The sequence below is a fragment of the Thalassospira lucentensis genome (genome assembly GCF_011806425.1).
Lineage (GTDB): Bacteria > Pseudomonadota > Alphaproteobacteria > Rhodospirillales > Thalassospiraceae > Thalassospira > Thalassospira lucentensis_B.
The window spans coordinates 42,136-60,014 of record NZ_JAATOV010000008.1 but is presented as its reverse complement, the minus strand read 5'-3'; the positions used below and the strand labels follow the sequence as shown (position 1 = coordinate 60,014).

At 52.7% G+C, this 17,879-nt stretch carries 13 protein-coding genes; 6 read left to right on the top strand and 7 right to left on the bottom strand.

Annotation, left to right across the window (positions count from 1 at the left end; translation table 11 throughout):
- Positions 1-61 precede the first annotated feature (61 nt).
- Positions 62-1,057 (bottom strand): Ldh family oxidoreductase, encoded by a 996-nt coding sequence (locus HCZ99_RS19660; RefSeq protein ID WP_167448738.1) that lies wholly within the window; start codon positions 1,055-1,057, stop codon positions 62-64.
- Positions 1,058-1,330: 273 nt separating this feature from the next.
- Here HCZ99_RS19660 and HCZ99_RS19655 point away from each other — a divergent pair, with 273 nt between their 5' ends.
- A complete protein-coding gene (locus tag HCZ99_RS19655) occupies positions 1,331-1,795 on the top strand; it encodes an META domain-containing protein (protein WP_167448737.1) in 465 nt (154 codons plus the stop codon).
- Positions 1,796-1,914: 119 nt separating this feature from the next.
- Here HCZ99_RS19655 and HCZ99_RS19650 read toward each other — a convergent pair whose 3' ends face one another.
- Together HCZ99_RS19650 and HCZ99_RS19645 are read right to left on the bottom strand one after the other, a co-directional pair.
- Complete coding sequence (locus tag HCZ99_RS19650; RefSeq protein ID WP_167448736.1) at positions 1,915-3,585, bottom strand: BCCT family transporter; 1,671 nt, start codon at positions 3,583-3,585, stop codon at positions 1,915-1,917.
- Between the two features lie 63 nt (positions 3,586-3,648).
- Positions 3,649-4,062, bottom strand: a complete 414-nt coding sequence (locus HCZ99_RS19645; protein WP_167448735.1) for a universal stress protein — start codon at positions 4,060-4,062, stop codon at positions 3,649-3,651.
- An 848-nt stretch (positions 4,063-4,910) separates the two neighbouring features.
- Between HCZ99_RS19645 and HCZ99_RS19640 the strand changes: the two genes are divergently transcribed.
- The 5 genes from HCZ99_RS19640 (at position 4,911) to HCZ99_RS19620 (ending at position 12,257) form a co-directional block, all read left to right on the top strand.
- Positions 4,911-6,500 (top strand): ABC transporter substrate-binding protein, encoded by a 1,590-nt coding sequence (locus HCZ99_RS19640; protein WP_167448734.1) that lies wholly within the window; start codon positions 4,911-4,913, stop codon positions 6,498-6,500.
- 188 nt (positions 6,501-6,688) lie between these two features.
- Positions 6,689-7,696, top strand: a complete 1,008-nt coding sequence (locus HCZ99_RS19635) for an ABC transporter permease (RefSeq protein ID WP_167448733.1) — start codon at positions 6,689-6,691, stop codon at positions 7,694-7,696.
- On the top strand, positions 7,693-8,520 hold the full coding sequence (locus HCZ99_RS19630) for an ABC transporter permease (RefSeq protein ID WP_167448732.1): 828 nt from the start codon (positions 7,693-7,695) through the stop codon (positions 8,518-8,520). The genes HCZ99_RS19635 and HCZ99_RS19630 overlap by 4 nt, the downstream gene beginning before the upstream one ends.
- Positions 8,513-10,144 (top strand): ABC transporter ATP-binding protein, encoded by a 1,632-nt coding sequence (locus HCZ99_RS19625; protein ID WP_167448731.1) that lies wholly within the window; start codon positions 8,513-8,515, stop codon positions 10,142-10,144. Before HCZ99_RS19630 ends, HCZ99_RS19625 begins: the two co-directional genes overlap by 8 nt.
- 106 nt (positions 10,145-10,250) lie before the next feature.
- Entirely contained in the window at positions 10,251-12,257 is a 2,007-nt protein-coding gene (locus HCZ99_RS19620) for a CocE/NonD family hydrolase (protein WP_167448730.1), read from the top strand.
- Positions 12,258-12,345: 88 nt separating this feature from the next.
- Here the strand turns inward: HCZ99_RS19620 and HCZ99_RS19615 are convergent, their stop codons facing one another.
- The 4 genes from HCZ99_RS19615 to HCZ99_RS19600 form a co-directional block, all read right to left on the bottom strand.
- On the bottom strand, positions 12,346-14,172 hold the full coding sequence (locus tag HCZ99_RS19615; RefSeq protein ID WP_167448729.1) for an autotransporter outer membrane beta-barrel domain-containing protein: 1,827 nt from the start codon (positions 14,170-14,172) through the stop codon (positions 12,346-12,348).
- 220 nt (positions 14,173-14,392) lie between these two features.
- Positions 14,393-15,328: an alpha/beta hydrolase gene (locus HCZ99_RS19610; RefSeq protein WP_175581594.1), complete on the bottom strand. Its 936-nt coding sequence runs from the start codon at positions 15,326-15,328 to the stop codon at positions 14,393-14,395.
- 108 nt (positions 15,329-15,436) lie between these two features.
- Positions 15,437-16,894 carry a carnitine 3-dehydrogenase gene (locus HCZ99_RS19605; RefSeq protein WP_167448728.1) on the bottom strand — a complete coding sequence of 486 codons (1,458 nt, stop codon included), beginning with the start codon at positions 16,892-16,894 and terminating at the stop codon, positions 15,437-15,439.
- Complete coding sequence (locus HCZ99_RS19600) at positions 16,891-17,805, bottom strand: 3-keto-5-aminohexanoate cleavage protein (RefSeq protein WP_167448727.1); 915 nt, start codon at positions 17,803-17,805, stop codon at positions 16,891-16,893. Before HCZ99_RS19600 ends, HCZ99_RS19605 begins: the two co-directional genes overlap by 4 nt.
- Positions 17,806-17,879 lie beyond the last annotated feature (74 nt).

Below are 17,879 nucleotides of genomic sequence, written 5' to 3'. Positions count from 1 at the left end.
AATAATATCAGAACGCGAAAAATATAGTCGAATGACTATAAAACGTCGCCACCGCCCGAAATTATTCTATTTTATTAATTTCATTAAGGATGTCGTCTTCGACATCAAGTCCATCGAGCTCTGCTTGTTGCCTTGCGATCTTTCCACGCCGCCCCGGAAGTCTGACACCTTCTTCGGCGGAAATCTCGTTGGCAATCTCGGCCAAATGATCGGAAACATTTGGTCCACCGGTTGCTTGGGGATCAATCGCAATAATCATCTGCCCCAACGCGGGTGGCTTACCTTTGTCATCAAACAGCGACGAAGACTGATGCCCGAATTGAGCCCCGGTAAGACCGGCCGCCAAAAGCTCCACCATCATGGCAAGTGCTGCGCCCTTTACACCGCCCGCAGGAACCATTGTGCCATCCAGGGCCTTAATCGGATCGGTTGTCGGATTGCCATCCGCATCAAGCGCCCAGTCATCGGGAATGACCGCACCTTTTTGTTTGGCTGCCATGATTTTACCACGCGCCACCTTGGACAGGGCCATATCAATAACAATCGGGTCACCCGCATCACCAACCGGCACCCCAAAGGCAATCGGATTGGTGCCAAACATCGGACGGCGTCCACCCCAAGCAGCCATTGCCGACGGGGCATTTGCAAACATCATTGATGCCAAACCCATTTCGGCCAGCCGTTCAACCGTCAGGCCCATCACCCCCGCGTGGTGGGATTTGTGAATTGATGCGATCGCAATCCCCTGACGGCGCGCCATGTCGGGCAAATGTGCCGCCATCAAATCCAAAGCCGGATAGGCAAAACCAAATTGTGCATCAATGCGCAAAACGCCGGGTGTTGGCTTTTCCAGTATCGGGACCGCAAAACCATCCACTTTTCCCGCACGCGCCTGTGCGCAATACGCAACGACACGGCGAAAACCATGCCCGCCCTGCCCGGATGCCTCAGCCGTCACCAAAGCATGCGCGACCGAATGTGCGTTTTCTTTACTGACCTTGGAACGGATCAGGGCATTGCTGATAAGCGCATGGGCATCAGACAGGGACATTTTCATAATGATGTGGCCTTGGGCATGGGGGCATGGATGTTCGAAGGCAGGCTGCCGCGCAAAGAACGCTTCAGTATCGCTGAACCGACACAATAGCCAGAAGCAGCCATCTTGCGCAAAGGTGTTTTCTGATGCGGGGTTTAACGGGGCGAATTGAGCGTTTTCGACACAGTGCTAAATTCTTGCCGCAAAGTTGTGACAGGCACTTGTCGCTCAAGAACAAACCGTGGCGCCCAAAATGACGTCGCGGAACAGCGATATAATACGGGAAATATGAATATGCCCACCGTTAGAACGATGATGCTTTCTTCCGTTGCTGTTGCAAGTGCTTTGTTACTGGCAGCCTGCAACACGACAAATCCAAATGCGCAGAACGACATTGCGACAAATTGGTCTGCCGTGGCCGACAAGGAATGGCAACTTGCCATGGTGTCGGACGGCGATCATACGCTTCGCCCAATGTCACCGGTTCTTGCCAGCGTGAATTTTGCAACAGGCGGCAAAGTCAGTGGATCAACCGGCTGCAACCGGTACTTTGGAACGTATAAGCAAAGTGGCAGTAAATTGGACCTGTCGCCGCTTGGTTCGACGCGGATGATGTGCGTCGAGGACGCCATGGCGATTGAAGATGCCTTTACCAACGCAATGGCGAAAGTAACCCATTGGCACAAAGATAATAGCACGCTCGTTTTGGATGACACGGACGGGAAAGCCATCCTGAAATTTGAACCGATTAGGCCATAAGCCAACGTCCACGGCACCACCGCGATAGCGACTTAAAGCGGCAAGAAAGCAAAACGGGGCGCAAATTTGCGCCCCGTTTTTTTATGATGTCATTTGTTCACAACGTCCCGAAACGGGGATCAGTTGTTGTCGTCGGTGGCCTCGGAATTTGCACCAACGGCTTTGGGTTCCGAACGCAGCCCTTGAATGATCGAATAACACGCCAGCAACAGCACGATCGCAAACGGGAAGCCTGTTGAAACGGCCATTGCCTGCAACGATCCAAGACCACCACCCAGAAGAAGCGCAATCGCAACCAAGCCTTCAAAGGTACACCAGAAGACACGCTGTGGAACCGGCGCATCAACCTTACCGCCAGCCGTGATCGTATCGATCACAAGTGACCCGGAATCCGACGAGGTGACAAAGAAAACGATCACAAGAACAATCCCAAGGAAGGACGTAATCGACTGCAATGGCATCTGTTCAAGCATGGTAAACAGCTTAATCGGTAGACCTGCCTCGGCGATTGCAGAAACACCTTCTTGCACCATGTGCACGGCCGTACCACCAAATGTCGTCATCCAAAGGACACAGACGAGTGACGGAATGATCAGCACACAGGTAATGAATTCACGGACCGTACGCCCACGCGAAACGCGCGCGATGAACATGCCGACAAACGGTGACCAAGAAATCCACCACGCCCAATAGAATGACGTCCAGCCCTGACGGAAGTTGTCGTCCACACGTCCAACTGGGTTGGACAATGCCGGAAGATATTCAACATACGCCACCAAACTGGTGAAGAAGCCCTTGATAATGTCCATTGTCGGACCAACGAGCACAACAAACAGCAACAGCAATGCCGCCAGAACCATGTTGATTTCCGACAACCGTTTAACACCGGCATCAAGCCCGGCCAAAACGGAAATCAGTGCAATCCCGGTGATGCCAATAATCAGCAAGACTTTCGAGACATCACTGACAGGAATACCAAACAGGAAATTCAGACCTGCATTGGCTTGCTCCGCACCAAACCCAAGCGACGTTGCCAAACCAAACAAGGTTGCAAACACAGCCAAGATATCAATGACGTGGCCGGTCCAGCCCCAAACGCGCTCACCAAAAATCGGATAAAAAACCGACCGCATGGTCAGTGGCAGACCCTTGTTAAACGAAAACAGCGCAAGGGCCAGTGCAACCGTGGCATAGATTGCCCACGGATGAAGACCCCAGTGGAAAATGGTCGCAGCCATACCAAGATCAAAGGCCGCGCCCTCGCTCCCGCCGGCTGCGCCAAGCGGCGCCCAGTCGGTTCGAAGACCATCATCACCAAATGTCATCCCACCAAACGAAGACGAGTAGTGCGAGATCGGCTCAGATACGCCGTAAAACATCAAGCCAATGCCCATGCCTGCGGCAAACAGCATCGCAAACCAACCGGAATATGAATAATCCGGAGTGGCATCCGCACCACCAAGGCGCACCCGGCCAAGCGGCGAAACGATCAAAAACAGGCACAATACAACAAAGACATTGGCAACGGATAAGAAGAACCAATCAAACGTTGATGTCAGCCAATTACGCAAATCGTTAAACATCGGCCCGACGCTTTCCTGAAAGGCCAGTGTCAAAAAGACGAATGCAACGATCGACAAACCGGAAATCAAAAAGACCGGATTGTGCACATCAAGGCCAAACGGCCCAATTTCTTTTTGGATGTTGTCTTGCCCGATCTCATAATCTGTATCGATCGGGTTTGCCGCACCATCCGGGCTTTCAATGCCCGTGTCAGCTTCTGACCCCATAAAAAACTCCCTAGGTTATAAAATGCACAGCTACCCCTAGCCGAACAGTCATAAGGCGTGTCTCTAACGCACAAGCATCACAGAAAGATCCGAGTGCGACGCAACATATCCACCATGCGAGGTGAAAATGTGATCTGCGATCCCCGGAACATGTGTTGCCATCACGATCAGATCAGCTTCAAGATCGTCGGCTTTGGCAACAAGTGCCTTGCTTAGATCAACTGAAGGATCGTGCGTAATGTGTGCACACGCTTTGGCAACAACGCCAGATTTCTCACTCTGTTCCTTTGCGAAGGCGGATAACTTTTGTTCAAATTCTTTGGGTGTGTGTGCCACTTGCGACGGCGTGTTACTCCCCACACTCAGAAAACAAATTTCCGCCTTATAATGCGACGCTAGATCGACAGCCGTTTGAATTGCTTTTTCCAATTTCTCAGCGTGGGCCAAATCGATAGGCACGAGTATCTTTTGATACATACATTCCTCCGTTATTTATAGCACCAACATACACAATGAATTGCGGTCACTAAGCCAATTTTCGCAGGGTAACATCGCGCGGAAAATAAAGCAAAATTCCAAAGATCCAAGTCCAATGATGATTAAGCCGAAATATTTTGAAAATTATCTTCGCGCATTCATTGAAGTCGTTTCACAGCGACAATTGATGAGCGAAAACATTTAGTTTGGCGGGTGGTCCGAATCGCATCATCGATTATTTTTTCGACCGTACTGCTGACTTTTGTCAGGAGGCTGAGCAGTTCATGTATACAAAATACGAAAATACGAAAAATTTTTAGCGCTTCTTGTTTCAATGATTTTTAAGCCGGGCGTAAAACGCGACAACACCTTGTAGCACAAGGAATAACGGTAAAAATTATATCGGCTTTCGATACTCTTTTTTAAAGATAAAAATATCCATGAAACTATTTTAAGATGCAAAAACCTATTGGCAGGTGCCGCCACCGGGTTGATGAATAATAAGCACTCATGTCAATATGCACGCGATTTACGCACTATCGGTTTCACATCTTATGACGCTTGCGCGGAAACTTTTATTGTTTCGCCGCGTTTAAGGTGCCCGATGATCTGACCGCGTTGGTCAGCGTCGACGATTGGTACGTATGCCCATCAGGGATTAATTTTGTGGCCAAAAAATGGGGGGTTATCACCGGCTGCACACCAGCAGCGGCATGACACGGTATCGCAGATTTAAAACTGCACCATGCTCCATACGCCTGCTTTCATAAGCAACACAAACGATCAGGGCAGGCAGCCACACCATCACATAAATTCAGCAAGACAAAAGCATCAGAGAAGGAACTGGGATGACTGATCCTATTAAGTATTTTTCGTCACGCGTTAGCGCCCATGAAATGAACCGCCGTGAATTTATCGGTCGTTCGATGGCTGCGGGTCTGACCCTTGCCGCCGCAACCAGCCTTTATGGCAAATCCGCCATGGCGCAGGAGCCAAAGCGCGGCGGACATCTGAAGCTTGGCCTTGAAGGCGGTTCTTCAACCGATGTCATTGATCCGGCGAAATCGTCTTCGCAGTTTACCTTTGCGATGAACAGAAACTGGGGCGATACCCTGGTTGAATCCCATCCCTCAAGCGGCCTTGCTGTTCCTGCACTTGCTGAATCGTGGGAACCAAATGCCGACGCATCCGTATGGACCTTTAAAATCCGCAAAGGTGTGGAATTCCATGACGGCGCGGAACTGACGATTGATGACGTTGTCAAAACCCTTCAACGTCACACCGATGAAAAATCAGAATCTGGTGCCTTGGGCGTTCTTGGCTCGATCAAAGGTATTGAGAACAAGGGCGGCGATCTTGTCATCACCCTTTCCGAAGGCAACGCTGATCTTCCGCTGCTTCTGAGCGATTATCACCTTGTAATCCAGCCGGGCGGCGGTTTTGATGATCCGAATGCCGGTATCGGTACCGGGCCGTTCAAGATTGACAATTTCGAAGCCGGTGTTCGTGCGACCTTCGTTAAAAACGAAAACGACTGGCGCAGCGACCGTGGCTATGTTGATTCTGTTGAAATGATCGTGATGAACGATGCCACCGCCCGTATGGCAGCCCTTTCATCGGGTCAGGTTCACTTTATCAATCGCGTTGATCCGAAAACCGTGAACCTTCTTAAGCGTGCACCGAATGTTGAAATTCAGACCACGTCTGGCCGTGGTCACTATGTCTTCATCATGCATTGCAATACCGCACCGTTTGATAATAACGACCTGCGTCTTGCGCTGAAATATGCGATGGACCGTGAAACGATGGTCGAAAAAATTCTCGGTGGTTACGGTAAAGTCGGTAACGACTTCCCGATCAACGAAACCTATGCCCTGTTCCCAGAAGGCATCGAACAGCGCACCTACGATCCCGACAAAGCTGCGTTCCACTTTAAGAAATCCGGCCATGACGGCTCGGTTCTTCTGCGGACCTCGGATGTCGCCTTCCCGGGTGCTGTTGATGCAGCTGTTCTGTACCAGGAAACCGCGAAAAAAGCCGGGATCGACATCGAAATCAAACGCGAGCCAGGTGATGGTTACTGGTCAAACGTCTGGAACGTTAAACCGTTCAGCACCTCTTACTGGGGTGGTCGTCCTACCCAGGATCAGATGTATTCGACAGCCTACCTGTCGTCTGCTGACTGGAACGACACCCGCTTCTTTAACACCGACTTTGACAAAATCCTGCTCGAAGCGCGTGCGGAACTTGACCAGAACAAACGTAAAGAAATGTATCGCGACATGGCACTGATGGTGCGCGATACCGGCGGTCTTATCCTGCCGATGTTTAACGACTTTGTGAACGCAACCACGACGAATGTTTCTGGGTTCGTACAGGACATTGGTAACGACATGTCGAACGGCTATGTCGCAACGCGTCTGTGGCTCAATAGCTAAGCTTTGATCGGGAATTATCCCGTCTAAAGATATGTGGGATCACGGCTTTGCCGTGATCCCTTAAGTGCTGTTTGATTAATCGATTGATCGACGGTCTGATCGAAAATTCCAGATGGTTGCCAAGAAGGTTCTTTGCAGTCCCATCCGTCTTGAATTTCCGCTCAGCCCCTTAAAAGGAGAATGTGTTTATGGCCAACCCTTTGGCCGGCGTGCACGCCGCGCGACACAGACTGAAAGAAAACCATCCCTTAACGGTTCTTATCGTTGAACGGCTGGGTTTGAGTGTGTTGTTGCTTTGGGCTGTTTCAGTCCTGATTTTCGCAGGGGTCGAAGCCCTGCCGGGCGATTTTGCCCAAACGTATCTTGGCCAATCTGCCACACCACAGGCAATTGCCAATATCCGGGCCGACCTTGGCCTGGATCGTCCAATCACAACCCGTTACTTCGAATGGCTGGGCGGGGTTGTTCAAGGTGACTTCGGCAATAGCTGGGCCAGTGGCGCACCGGTAACCGAACAAATCACCAAACGTCTTGGCAACTCGCTATTTCTTGCATTTTTTGCAGCGGCAATTTCAGTACCGCTTGCGGTTGGCCTAGGCATGGTGGCCGTTCATTTCCGCAACCGTATCCCGGACCGGGTCATTAACATCATCTCGCTTGCGGCAATTTCGTTGCCGGAATTTTTCATCGGTTATTTGCTGATTGTGGTGTTTGCTGTGCAAATGGGGGTCGCGACGTTCCCATCCACTGTCTATGACGGCATGCCATGGACCGAACGCCTTGCGGCGATTGCCCTGCCAACTGCGACGTTGGTTATGGTGGTCTTGGCCCACATGATGCGCATGACACGTGCTGCCATCATCAGTGTGATGTCATCGGCCTACATGGAAACCGCCGAGCTTAAAGGCCTTGGCGCCTTTAAGGCGATCATTAAACATGCTGCGCCCAACGCCATTGCACCAATCGTCAATGTCGTTGCCCTGAACCTGGCCTATCTGGTGGTCGGTGTTGTCGTGGTTGAGGTGGTCTTTGTCTATCCCGGCATGGGGCAATATATGGTCGATGCCGTGACGGTACGCGACATGCCCGTGGTTCAGGCCTGTGGCCTAATCTTTGCCGCGGTTTACATTCTTTTGAACATGGTGGCTGACCTTGTCGCCATTGTCGCCAATCCGAGACTGAGGCACCCGCGATGAGATTACGTGAAATCCCGCTGACCGCCTGGATCGGAATTCTGGGCATTCTGTTTGCATTTTTCTGTGCTGTTTTTGCATCCCTTATCGCGCCGTATGGCGAACGCGAAATTGTCGCGGGCGTTTGGGAACCAGCCAGTGACCTGTACCTCCTGGGCACGGACAACCTTGGACGTGATTTGTTGTCGCGTTTGATTTACGGCGCACAGACAACCTTGTTTGTCTCGCTTGCCGCATCGATCCTGTCCTTTTCAATCGGCATCTTCCTAAGCTTCACGGCCGCCGTTTCCGGGGGCCCGATTGACCAAGGGTTGTCGCGTTTAAACGACTTGATGATGTCGATCCCGACATTGATCTTTGCCTTGGTCGTCTTAGCTGTTCTGCCGCAAAACATCTTCATCCTGATTGCGGTGATGGCCATTTTGGATTCAACGCGGGTGTATCGTTTGGGCCGTGCCGTTGCACTTGATATCGCTGTGATGGAATTTGTCGAAGCCGCCAAACTGCGCGGTGAAGGCCGGATGTGGATCATTTTCCGCGAAATTCTGCCCAATGCGCTTTCGCCCTTGCTGGCAGAATTTGGCCTGCGTTTCGCATTTTCGATCCTGTTCCTGTCGACCCTGTCGTTCCTTGGACTTGGCATTCAGCCGCCAGCAGCCGACTGGGGTGGCATGGTTAAAGATAACAAAGACGGCATCATTTTCGGCATTCAAGCCGCCCTTATCCCGGGCGGGGCGATTGCCGCATTAGCTGTCTGTGTGAACATGGTAGTGGACTGGTTGCTTAAACGTACGTCCAGCCTAAAAGGAGGACGCGGCGATGTCTGATCTTTTATCGGTACGCGATCTGCGCATTGGCGCGACCATCTTTCCACCGGGCGAAGAACCGCAGGATATCGACATTGTGCACGGAGTTTCCTTTGATCTGCAAAAGGGCAAGGTTCTTGGCCTGATCGGCGAATCTGGCGCAGGTAAATCGACCATTGGCTTGGCCGCCCTTGCCTATGGTCGAGGTGGTGTACGCATCACCGGCGGGCAGGTCTTACTCGATGGCGAAGACATCCTGTCGATGAATAAAAAGGGTATCCGCAGCATCCGGGGCGCACGTGTTTGTTACGTTGCCCAGTCAGCCGCCGCATCCTTTAACCCGGCGCACAAGCTGGGCGATCAGGTAATCGAAAGCTCGCTTGAGCATGGCCTGATGACCCGCGAAGAGGCTCGCAAACGGGCAGATTACCTGTTTGAGATTCTTGGCCTTCCTGATCCCCACAACTTTGGCGATCGTTATCCCCATCAGGTTTCTGGTGGTCAGCTTCAGCGCGCCATGACGGCAATGGCACTGTGTTCCAATCCGGAACTTATTGTCTTTGACGAACCAACCACGGCACTGGACGTAACCACCCAGATTGACGTTCTGGCCGCGATCAAAAACGCGATTGAGAAAACCGGAACAGCCGCACTTTACATCACCCATGACCTTGCCGTTGTCGCCCAGGTTTCTGATGACATCATGGTCCTGCGCAATGGGGATACGGTTGAATACGGCCCGGTCCAGCAGATCATTGAAAACCCGCGCCAAGATTATACCAAGGCGCTGGTCAATGTCCGTCAAACCAAATTGGCCGAGGCCCGCGACCAGACCGATGCTTTGCTTAAGGTCGAAAACATTTCGGCGGCTTATGGCAACGGTGTGCAGGTTCTTCATGACGTATCGCTGCATGTGCCGCGGGGGCAAACCCTTGCGGTTGTCGGCGAATCTGGTTCAGGCAAATCAACGCTTGCACGTGTCATCACGGGTCTTTTGCCACCGTTTGAAGGCAAGGTTACTTTTTGTGATGAAGAACTGTCAGCAGGGCAAAACAAACGATCGCGCGATCATCTGCGCCGCATTCAGTTGATTTATCAAATGGCTGATACAGCAATGAATCCGCGCCAAACCGTGGGGCAAATCATTGGTCGCCCCCTGCAATTTTATTTCGGCATGCGGGGTGCTAAGCGCAAAGCAAAAGTCATCGAATTGCTTGATGAGATCGAAATGGGTGCGGAGTTTTATGATCGCTACCCAGCCGAGCTTTCCGGCGGTCAAAAGCAGCGCGTCGCGATTGCCCGTGCGCTTGCAGCCAAACCGGAATTGATCTTGTGTGATGAGCCAACATCCGCCCTTGACCCACTGGTGGCCGAGGGGATTTTGGATCTGCTGATGCGCCTGCAAAAGAACTATCAGGTGTCCTATCTGTTCATCACCCACGACATCGCCATTGTGCGCGCAATTGCCGATTCCGTTGCAGTAATGCTGCAAGGCAAGCTCGTCGATTTCGGCCCAAGATCCGAAGTGCTCAACCCGCCATTTGACGATTACACGGACCTTTTGTTGAAGTCGGTGCCGGAAATGAAACTGGGTTGGCTCGAAAACGTTCTTGCCACGCGCAAAATGGAAAGTGCTGGTCACTGATGAACCGGCGCAAATACGCATAACAAGGCGGCCCATGCCAACGGGCCGCCTTTTCTAATAAGTCACCCTGAACGACAACATTTTAAGCCCCAAAGGACGCCCCACGATGTCCGAACGTAATTTTACCGTTATTGAAAACACCTTCGTCACCTTAAATGATGGCACCCGACTTGCTGCGCGCATGTGGATGCCCGATGGTGCGGATACCGATCCGGTTCCAGCCGTTTTCGAATTCCTGCCTTATCGCAAGGGCGATGGGACCTGTTCACGCGATGAATCGACATATCCCGAATTTGCCAAGGCCGGGATTGCCGGTGTCCGAATTGATATCCGTGGATCGGGTGAATCAGATGGCGTGATTGATGGTGAATATACCGAACTTGAACTGGCCAATGCCTGCGAACTGATTGCATGGCTTGCGGACCAACCCTGGTGCAACGGATCAGTTGGCATGATGGGGATTTCATGGGGCGGATTTAACTGCCTGCAGGTTGCGGCCCTTAATCCCCCTGCACTTAAGGCCGTGATTTCAATTGCGTCGAGTGTCGATCGCTATAACGATGACATTCACTATAAAAATGGCTGCCAACTGGCCGTGCAGCTTTCGTGGGCGGCAACCATGCTGGCCTATCAATCGCGGACACCCGACCCGGCATTGGTCGGCGATGATTGGCGGAAAATGTGGCTGCATCGCCTTGAAGAAGAACCCTTCTTCATGGAGGAATGGCTGTCCCATCAGACCCGTGATGAATTTTGGAAACATGCGTCAATCTGCGAAGATTTCGACGCGGTCAAAATCCCGTCAATGGTATTGGCCGGGTGGGCGGATGGCTATCGCAATACGCCTATACGCGCCATTGAAGGCATGCCCGATCGTTCCAAGGCACTGATCGGCCCATGGGTGCACAAATATCCACATTTCGCATGGCCCAAGCCGCGCGCTGACTTTACCGGTGAAGCGATCAAGTGGTGGAACAAATGGCTGCGTGACGAGGATAATGGCGCGGATGCCCTACCGCAAATGCGCGCCTATATCCTTGAAGGTATCAAACCAGCACCTCGCCGCAATTTTGATCCGGGCTTCTGGATTGCCAAAGACAGCTGGAGCACACCTGAAACCTGTTCGATGTATGTCGCAGACGGCAAGCTATCGTTTGAAGCAGGTGACGATGAAATGCCCGCAGGCGATATCTATTTGAAGTCACCGCTCGATACCGGCACGGCTGCCGGGGAATATTTCACCCTAAAGCCTGACGTTGAAATGGCCATTGACCAACGCGGGGATGATGCCGGGTCCTTGGTGTTTGAAACCGCTCCACTTGATGTCGAGGTCGACCTGTTGGGCCGCCCGGTTCTAACAGTTGATCTTGAATGCGATGCAGATTGGTCCAATCTGTGTGCGCGTCTGGTCGATGTGCATCCCGATGGAACGGCACACCGTGTTTCATTTGGGGTGTTAAACCTTGCGCATCGCGATCCCGCAGGCAATTACGACAACCCTGAACCGATGCCACGCGGCAAAAAAGTCACCATTACGCTGACACTTGATGCATGTGGCTATCGCTTCAAACCGGGGCATCGCATGCGTCTGGCATTGTCGACATCCTATTGGCCGATGATCTTGCCGCCCCCCTTTGATGCCGGCCTGACCATTGCGCCATCATCGATCCAATTTGATTTGCCGCTTTTGGGTGAACACGAAAAGATAGATGTTAAGCAACCCGATAATCCCAATCCGTTGCCGACCTATATCGAACATAAGCCAAGCCGAACGGACCGCAGCGTTCAACGCAACCTGACCCAAAACGAAACCCGTTATCGGATTTACGAAGATACCGGCTTGTTTGAACATCCTGACTCCCGGCTTTCGACCCGTGAAGTGCGCAGCGAGACTTGGACGATCAATCCGCTTGATCCCAACAGCATGCGCGGCGAAGCGGCGTGGACATGCGATCTTGAGCGCGATGACTGGTCAGTGCGCACGGACTGCCATGCCGAACTCAGCTGTGATCGCGACAACTGGTTTGTCAGTGCATGGGTCATCGCCTACGAAGATGGTCAGCAGATCTTTGAAAAACGATGGGACAAAACCATTCCCCGTAATTTCATGTGATCCCCAAACGCCAATTAGAAAAAGGGCCGGTTATCCGGCCCTTTTTTTATGCTTGATCGATCGCCACACCAATAACTTTGCGCAAGTTTCAGAACTTCAGATCAAGAGTGATCAGCATATTGGCTCTGCGTGTGGCCGGATCACCGGTGACATTCAGTTTGCTGGAAAATCTTTCATCAATATCCGTCAGCGTCGCGCCAGCGGAAATTTCAGGCGTGCCACTATCAGACAGGCTGGTGCGTACATAAGGCGACGCAGTTCCGGCAAAGCTTCCATCCCGACCGCTAAACGAAATGCCATAAGCAACCAAACCGCTCAGCGTATATTCGCGGTAATCATCACGCCCGACCATGCGCGTGCCTTCGATTGAACCCGACAGACCAGTCCCGCCCGAGGCAAACCGCAAACCACCGCCAAGGTCAAAGGCCCCGGCATCACCATTGGTCTGGTCAGCAAAATCGTGGATATAGCCCGCCTTCACATATGGCGTCAGAGACGTCTCGCTTATCTGGAAATCATAAGCCAGCTCGGCATTCGGCTTTAACTGAACGGTATTGACCGAGGATTCCGCGACCCGGTTTCCGTCACTTTCGGTGTAGGCATCAAGCGTATTGCGCGACGTCAACGCCCCCAGCCCACCCGTCACACGAAACGGGCGATCTGCAATCGGCTGGAAAGTCTGGCGTGCATCAACCTGCAGATACCAGGTCTGGCTGTCGGTGTTTCCCGTCACAGTGCTATTGCGGCTTCTGGCAACATCCCCGAACGCATACCCCCCAATAGCCGAGAAGTTTAGCATGTCCGACGGTCTATAGATCACATAAGGCGAAAGGTTCCACGTATCCTCGTCATACGTGCCGCCATCAAAGGTGGTCGTAATGTCGGTTTGAGCGTAGCCGACAGACATACCCGCCACAAGTGCGGGCGAAAAACGATAGTCCGCACCGAGGTTGTACCCCCAGACGCTACCGTCATAACGGCTGTCATCGCCCGTCCGGTTGCGCGTATTCTCGATATCGGTAAAGGACCCATGCCCCCAGATCGTAATCGGACTTTCGCGAGACAGCAGCGTCCGTTGTTCCGGCCCATCCGTCGGACTATCAGCGGTTTGCGCCGCCGCAAGCACACGCGACGTATCGAAAGACGCAAGCATCGCCAGCCCGCTTAGGGTTGTCCCCTCCGTGCGCGTTTTCCTGCCCATTGGATCATCAAGCAAGCTTGATGAAGCAAAACCGAATTGCTGTGTCGGTGCCGCGGTATCTGTCACTGTTCCGAGATCTCGACCGGTCGTCGCATTGGCCACCCGCGCCCCAAAATTCTGCCCGAGTATCACGGATTGCGCCCGTGTTGCCGAACCTTGAAGCGCGCGCAGCGCCGCGGCCGAGGTGCCCGAAGACGCAGCATCAGCAGTCGTGATTGTGACCAATGCACTTTTGAAGTTCACAGTACCTGTTGCCCCTGATCCGGTAAGCTCATAATTGACGGTCATCCGGATCGTCGCCCCGTTCTCCCCATCAATCGTGACCGTCGCGGTTTCATCAGTACCAGCGCGATCGCTTTGGCAAGCAGTACCAGCGGCGGCGTTAAAACCACCCATGCTACATCCGCTATGCGCTGTATTGTTGCTGCCACTGCCGATTCCGATCTTGAATTGCTCGTCTACGAGGTTGTTGTTGTTGACTTCGAAGACGATGTCGCGCGAATCATTGCTGGAGCCACTACCGTTTACTGCGACGCAGGTACCGGCACTGTCGTCGTAGAACACACGAGAGATCGGTGCATTGGCTGCTGCGAGGTTGGTGCAGGGGATTGTCGTCGTTGCCGCAAATGCGTCACGCCCATCACCGATCATAAAGCCACAAAAGATGATCATCGCCAAAAGCAGCGACGATGGCAATTTAACGATATTGATCATACTGGCTCCCCCGAACCATTCCGCACCCAACAGCTTAATCGCAGGCAACCCTGCATTGCATCGTAGCCTAAATAACTAAAGTTATTATTGAGATCAACATTTTATAAGCAACAAAAAACAACGCGCGGTTCAACCGCGCGCAGACTTTAGGCCCTCTGTCGCTTTTTTGGCCGGGAGCACATATTCAACCCAAGGTCGCTTAGCCGGTATTGTATGCGATTTAAAGCATATCCGAAATGGCTTTGCACAGATGCCCGAAAGCTGTTTTCGCCCCTGGGCTCATATGCCGGGCACGCAGCCAGCCATGAATCATTTGCGGTTCTTCACGGTATTGAACTGAAATGCCGGCTCGGGCCAGTTGGGCGGTAAATTCACGCCCATCATCGCGCAAAGGATCAAAATAAGCCGTGGTAATATAGGTTGGCGGAAGACCGCGCAAATCATCGACTGACAGCGCATGCGCAAATGGATCATCCATCGGCGCCTTAAGCACATCGCGGTAATAAATCACGTCATCCGTGCTTAATCCCGGCGCATTCGCCATCTGGCCATAGCTTGGCCAGTTCAAATCGCCGCCAAGGGCCGGGTATATTAAGGCCTGCCCTAAAATCTGGTCGCCAAATCCCTCTTCGCGTGCACGAACGGCAAGACCAGCGGCCAACATTCCCCCGGCACTATCGCCCACCAAAACCAACTTATGGCCATCGGACAAAAAGCTTTGCGCCACGTTAAAGCAATCATCATGCTGTGCGGGCCAGACATGTTCCGGGGCCAGTCGATAATCGATTGCGATCAGTTCCGCCGCGGCAGCTTGGGCAATTTCAGCACAGATTGAATCATGGCTGTCTCGTGATCCGACGACAAAACCGCCACCATGCATGTAAACAATCTTATGCGCGGATTTCATTTCTGCGGGACGATAATGGCGCACCGGGACTCCGGCGATCATATCGTCATCGACCTGCATTCCGCCAGGATGCGGAAAGGAAAATTGCGCACAAAGGGCATCGTACCATTTGCGTTGCTGATCGATCCCTGCCGCAACCGCATCTGGGGGAAAGAAGCCATCGCATTTGGCGATAAACGAACGAATGCCTTCTTCTTCGGGCATTGGGTCGTACATCACGCCTGAAGAAACCTGATCAGAATTCGACATCACCGGGACCTCTTTGGGGACAAGTTGCATCAGCGTAACGCGTATGCCCCCGCAGTTAAAGACTGCAGGGGGCATACGACCATTATTGTTGTAAACGCCGCGTTCTAGCTATGCGCCAATCGCACGACCAATCTGCTCGGGTCGGGGCATTGCACGATGCTTTTCTGTCACATCGGCCAGCTTGGCCTGAACGGCCCCAGCTGGGACGGACGTCCTGCGCGTGCCAAGGTCAACATGCAGCAGCATGGTTTCGACCGTTGCCGCAACCACACCTGACGTGGTGATCAGACGATGGAATAAATGCAGTTTTTTCCCTTCCCCGGCGATAACCTGCGTGGTCACGCAAATGCGATCACCAGCCGTAATTTCCTGTAGATAACAAACGTGGTTTTCCACCGTGAAATAGCTGCTACCACTGGCAATATACGCGGCGTCTGCACCAATCATCTCCATGAAGCGATCGCTGGCTTGGGAACTGATTTCGATATAATGGGCTTCGTTCATATGCCCGTTATAATCTGTCCAGCTTTGCGGGATTTGGCGATCCACCGTCACCGGCAGGTCGTCGATTTCTGCGTCACTTTGCAAAATTGCTTCGTGATCGTTGATCGTGCCCCCGGCGCCACTGCCGGATTTTTTAAGCGCACGCATCATCCCTACCAGATTGTCATCACGCAGACGTTCCAGTTCGCGGATCGACATATGGCCAGATTGATCATCAGATTGCTGAGCTATCCGGGCGATTAATTCCGGGGTCAGGTCCGGCACATCCATCAATTTGGTCCATGGCCATTTCAAGGCCGGGCCAAATTGACTGATAAAGTGCTCCATCCCTGCTTCGCCGCCGGCAATGCGATAGGTTTCAAAAAGCCCCATCTGCGCCCAGCGCAGGCCAAAGCCAAACCGGATCGCATCATCAATTTCCTGCGTGGTCGCAACCCCGTCATTCACCAGCCACAGACCTTCGCGCCAAACCGCTTCAAGCAAACGGTCGGCGATATGCGCATCAATTTCCTTGCGCACGACAAGCGGCTTTAGCCCAACCGATTTCAGGATATTGCATCCTGCTTCAACCGCACTGGGATCGGTTGCCTTGGACGGTACCACTTCGATCAATGGCAACAGGTAAACCGGGTTAAATGGATGGGCGACAACGATCTGCCCCGGATTGGATGACCCCTCCTGCAATTCGCTTGGTTTAAACCCAGATGTCGACGACCCGATCAGACAGTCGGTCGGCGCATGTTTTTGAATGTCGCCAAGGATCTTACGCTTTAGCGCCAGTTGCTCTGGCGCGCTTTCCTGAATCCAATCCGCATTCGACACCGCCTCTGCCAGATCATCATGGAATGTCAAAACACCTTCGCGCGGCAACGCCCGGTCATACAGGGCTGGCAAACTCCGCCGGGCATTTTCAATTACTTCACCAATTTTGCGTTCGGCTTGCGGATCGGGATCAAATACTGACACGTCCCAACCGTTAAGCAAAAAGCGCGCTGCCCAGCCACCACCAATGACGCCACCGCCGATGATTACTGCCTTTTTTGACTGTGAACGATGGGTCATGAGCGCGGCTCACGCTTGGTCAGACCAAGTTTCTCGCGAACGGCTTCTGGGCCGATCAATTTTGCCCCCATGCCTTCAATAATACCCGCTGCGCGTTCGACCAGTTGGGCGTTGGTCGCAAGAACACCTTTGGAAAGATAAATATTATCTTCAAGACCGACACGGACATTGCCGCCGGCCAAAACCGATGCCGCAACATAGGGCATCTGATCACGCCCGATCGAAAAGGCTGACCAATTCCAATTGGATGGCACATTATTGACCATCGCCATAAAGGTGTTCAAATCGTTGGGCGCCCCCCACGGGATCCCCATACAAAGCTGTACCAATGCCGGGCTGGTCAGGATGCCTTCGTCAACCAGCTGCTTGGCAAACCAAAGATGGCCGGTATCAAATGCTTCAATCTCGGGCTTTACGCCAAGATCGGTCATCATCTGCCCCATTGCGCGCAACATGCCCGGTGTATTGGTCATGACATAGTCCGCTTCGGCGAAATTCATCGTCCCACAATCAAGCGTGCAGATTTCCGGCAGACAATCGGCAATATGGGCCATACGTTCAGTGGCCCCGATCATATCAGTGGCCTCTTGGTTGACCGGCAGTGGCGCCTCGGTCGATCCAAAAACGATATCACCGCCCATACCTGCCGTCAGGTTCAAGACAACATCGACGTCAGCGGCACGCACCCGTTCGGTCAATTCCCGGTAATGACCCAAATCACGTGATGGTGCACCGGTTTTAGGATCGCGCACATGGCAATGCACAACCGCTGCCCCGGCCTTGGCCGCATCAATCGCACTTGCCGCGATTTGTTCGGGTGATCGTGGCACATGCTGGGATTTATCTTGCGTAGCACCTGATCCGGTGACGGCAGCAGTGATGAAAACCTCACGGTTCATGGTAAGCGGCATTTGGACCTCAGCTTTATCTGAAAAAATCTGAAGCAATAGTATCCAAACACAACTCGATTGATTTTGCCAATCCC

What these genes read in the sequence shown, in the direction of transcription:
- HCZ99_RS19640 (WP_167448734.1), top strand. Translation starts at nt 4,911, where the DNA reads ATGACTGATCCTATTAAGTATTTTTCGTCACGCGTTAGCGCCCATGAA.
- HCZ99_RS19655 (WP_167448737.1), top strand. Translation starts at nt 1,331, where the DNA reads ATGCCCACCGTTAGAACGATGATGCTTTCTTCCGTTGCTGTTGCAAGT.
- HCZ99_RS19645 (WP_167448735.1), bottom strand. Translation starts at nt 4,062, where the DNA reads ATGTATCAAAAGATACTCGTGCCTATCGATTTGGCCCACGCTGAGAAA.
- HCZ99_RS19635 (WP_167448733.1), top strand. Translation starts at nt 6,689, where the DNA reads ATGGCCAACCCTTTGGCCGGCGTGCACGCCGCGCGACACAGACTGAAA.
- HCZ99_RS19605 (WP_167448728.1), bottom strand. Translation starts at nt 16,894, where the DNA reads ATGACCCATCGTTCACAGTCAAAAAAGGCAGTAATCATCGGCGGTGGC.
- HCZ99_RS19600 (WP_167448727.1), bottom strand. Translation starts at nt 17,805, where the DNA reads ATGCCGCTTACCATGAACCGTGAGGTTTTCATCACTGCTGCCGTCACC.
- HCZ99_RS19615 (WP_167448729.1), bottom strand. Translation starts at nt 14,172, where the DNA reads ATGATCAATATCGTTAAATTGCCATCGTCGCTGCTTTTGGCGATGATC.
- HCZ99_RS19625 (WP_167448731.1), top strand. Translation starts at nt 8,513, where the DNA reads ATGTCTGATCTTTTATCGGTACGCGATCTGCGCATTGGCGCGACCATC.
- HCZ99_RS19620 (WP_167448730.1), top strand. Translation starts at nt 10,251, where the DNA reads ATGTCCGAACGTAATTTTACCGTTATTGAAAACACCTTCGTCACCTTA.
- HCZ99_RS19610 (WP_175581594.1), bottom strand. Translation starts at nt 15,328, where the DNA reads ATGTCGAATTCTGATCAGGTTTCTTCAGGCGTGATGTACGACCCAATG.
- HCZ99_RS19660 (WP_167448738.1), bottom strand. Translation starts at nt 1,057, where the DNA reads ATGAAAATGTCCCTGTCTGATGCCCATGCGCTTATCAGCAATGCCCTG.
- HCZ99_RS19650 (WP_167448736.1), bottom strand. Translation starts at nt 3,585, where the DNA reads ATGGGGTCAGAAGCTGACACGGGCATTGAAAGCCCGGATGGTGCGGCA.
- HCZ99_RS19630 (WP_167448732.1), top strand. Translation starts at nt 7,693, where the DNA reads ATGAGATTACGTGAAATCCCGCTGACCGCCTGGATCGGAATTCTGGGC.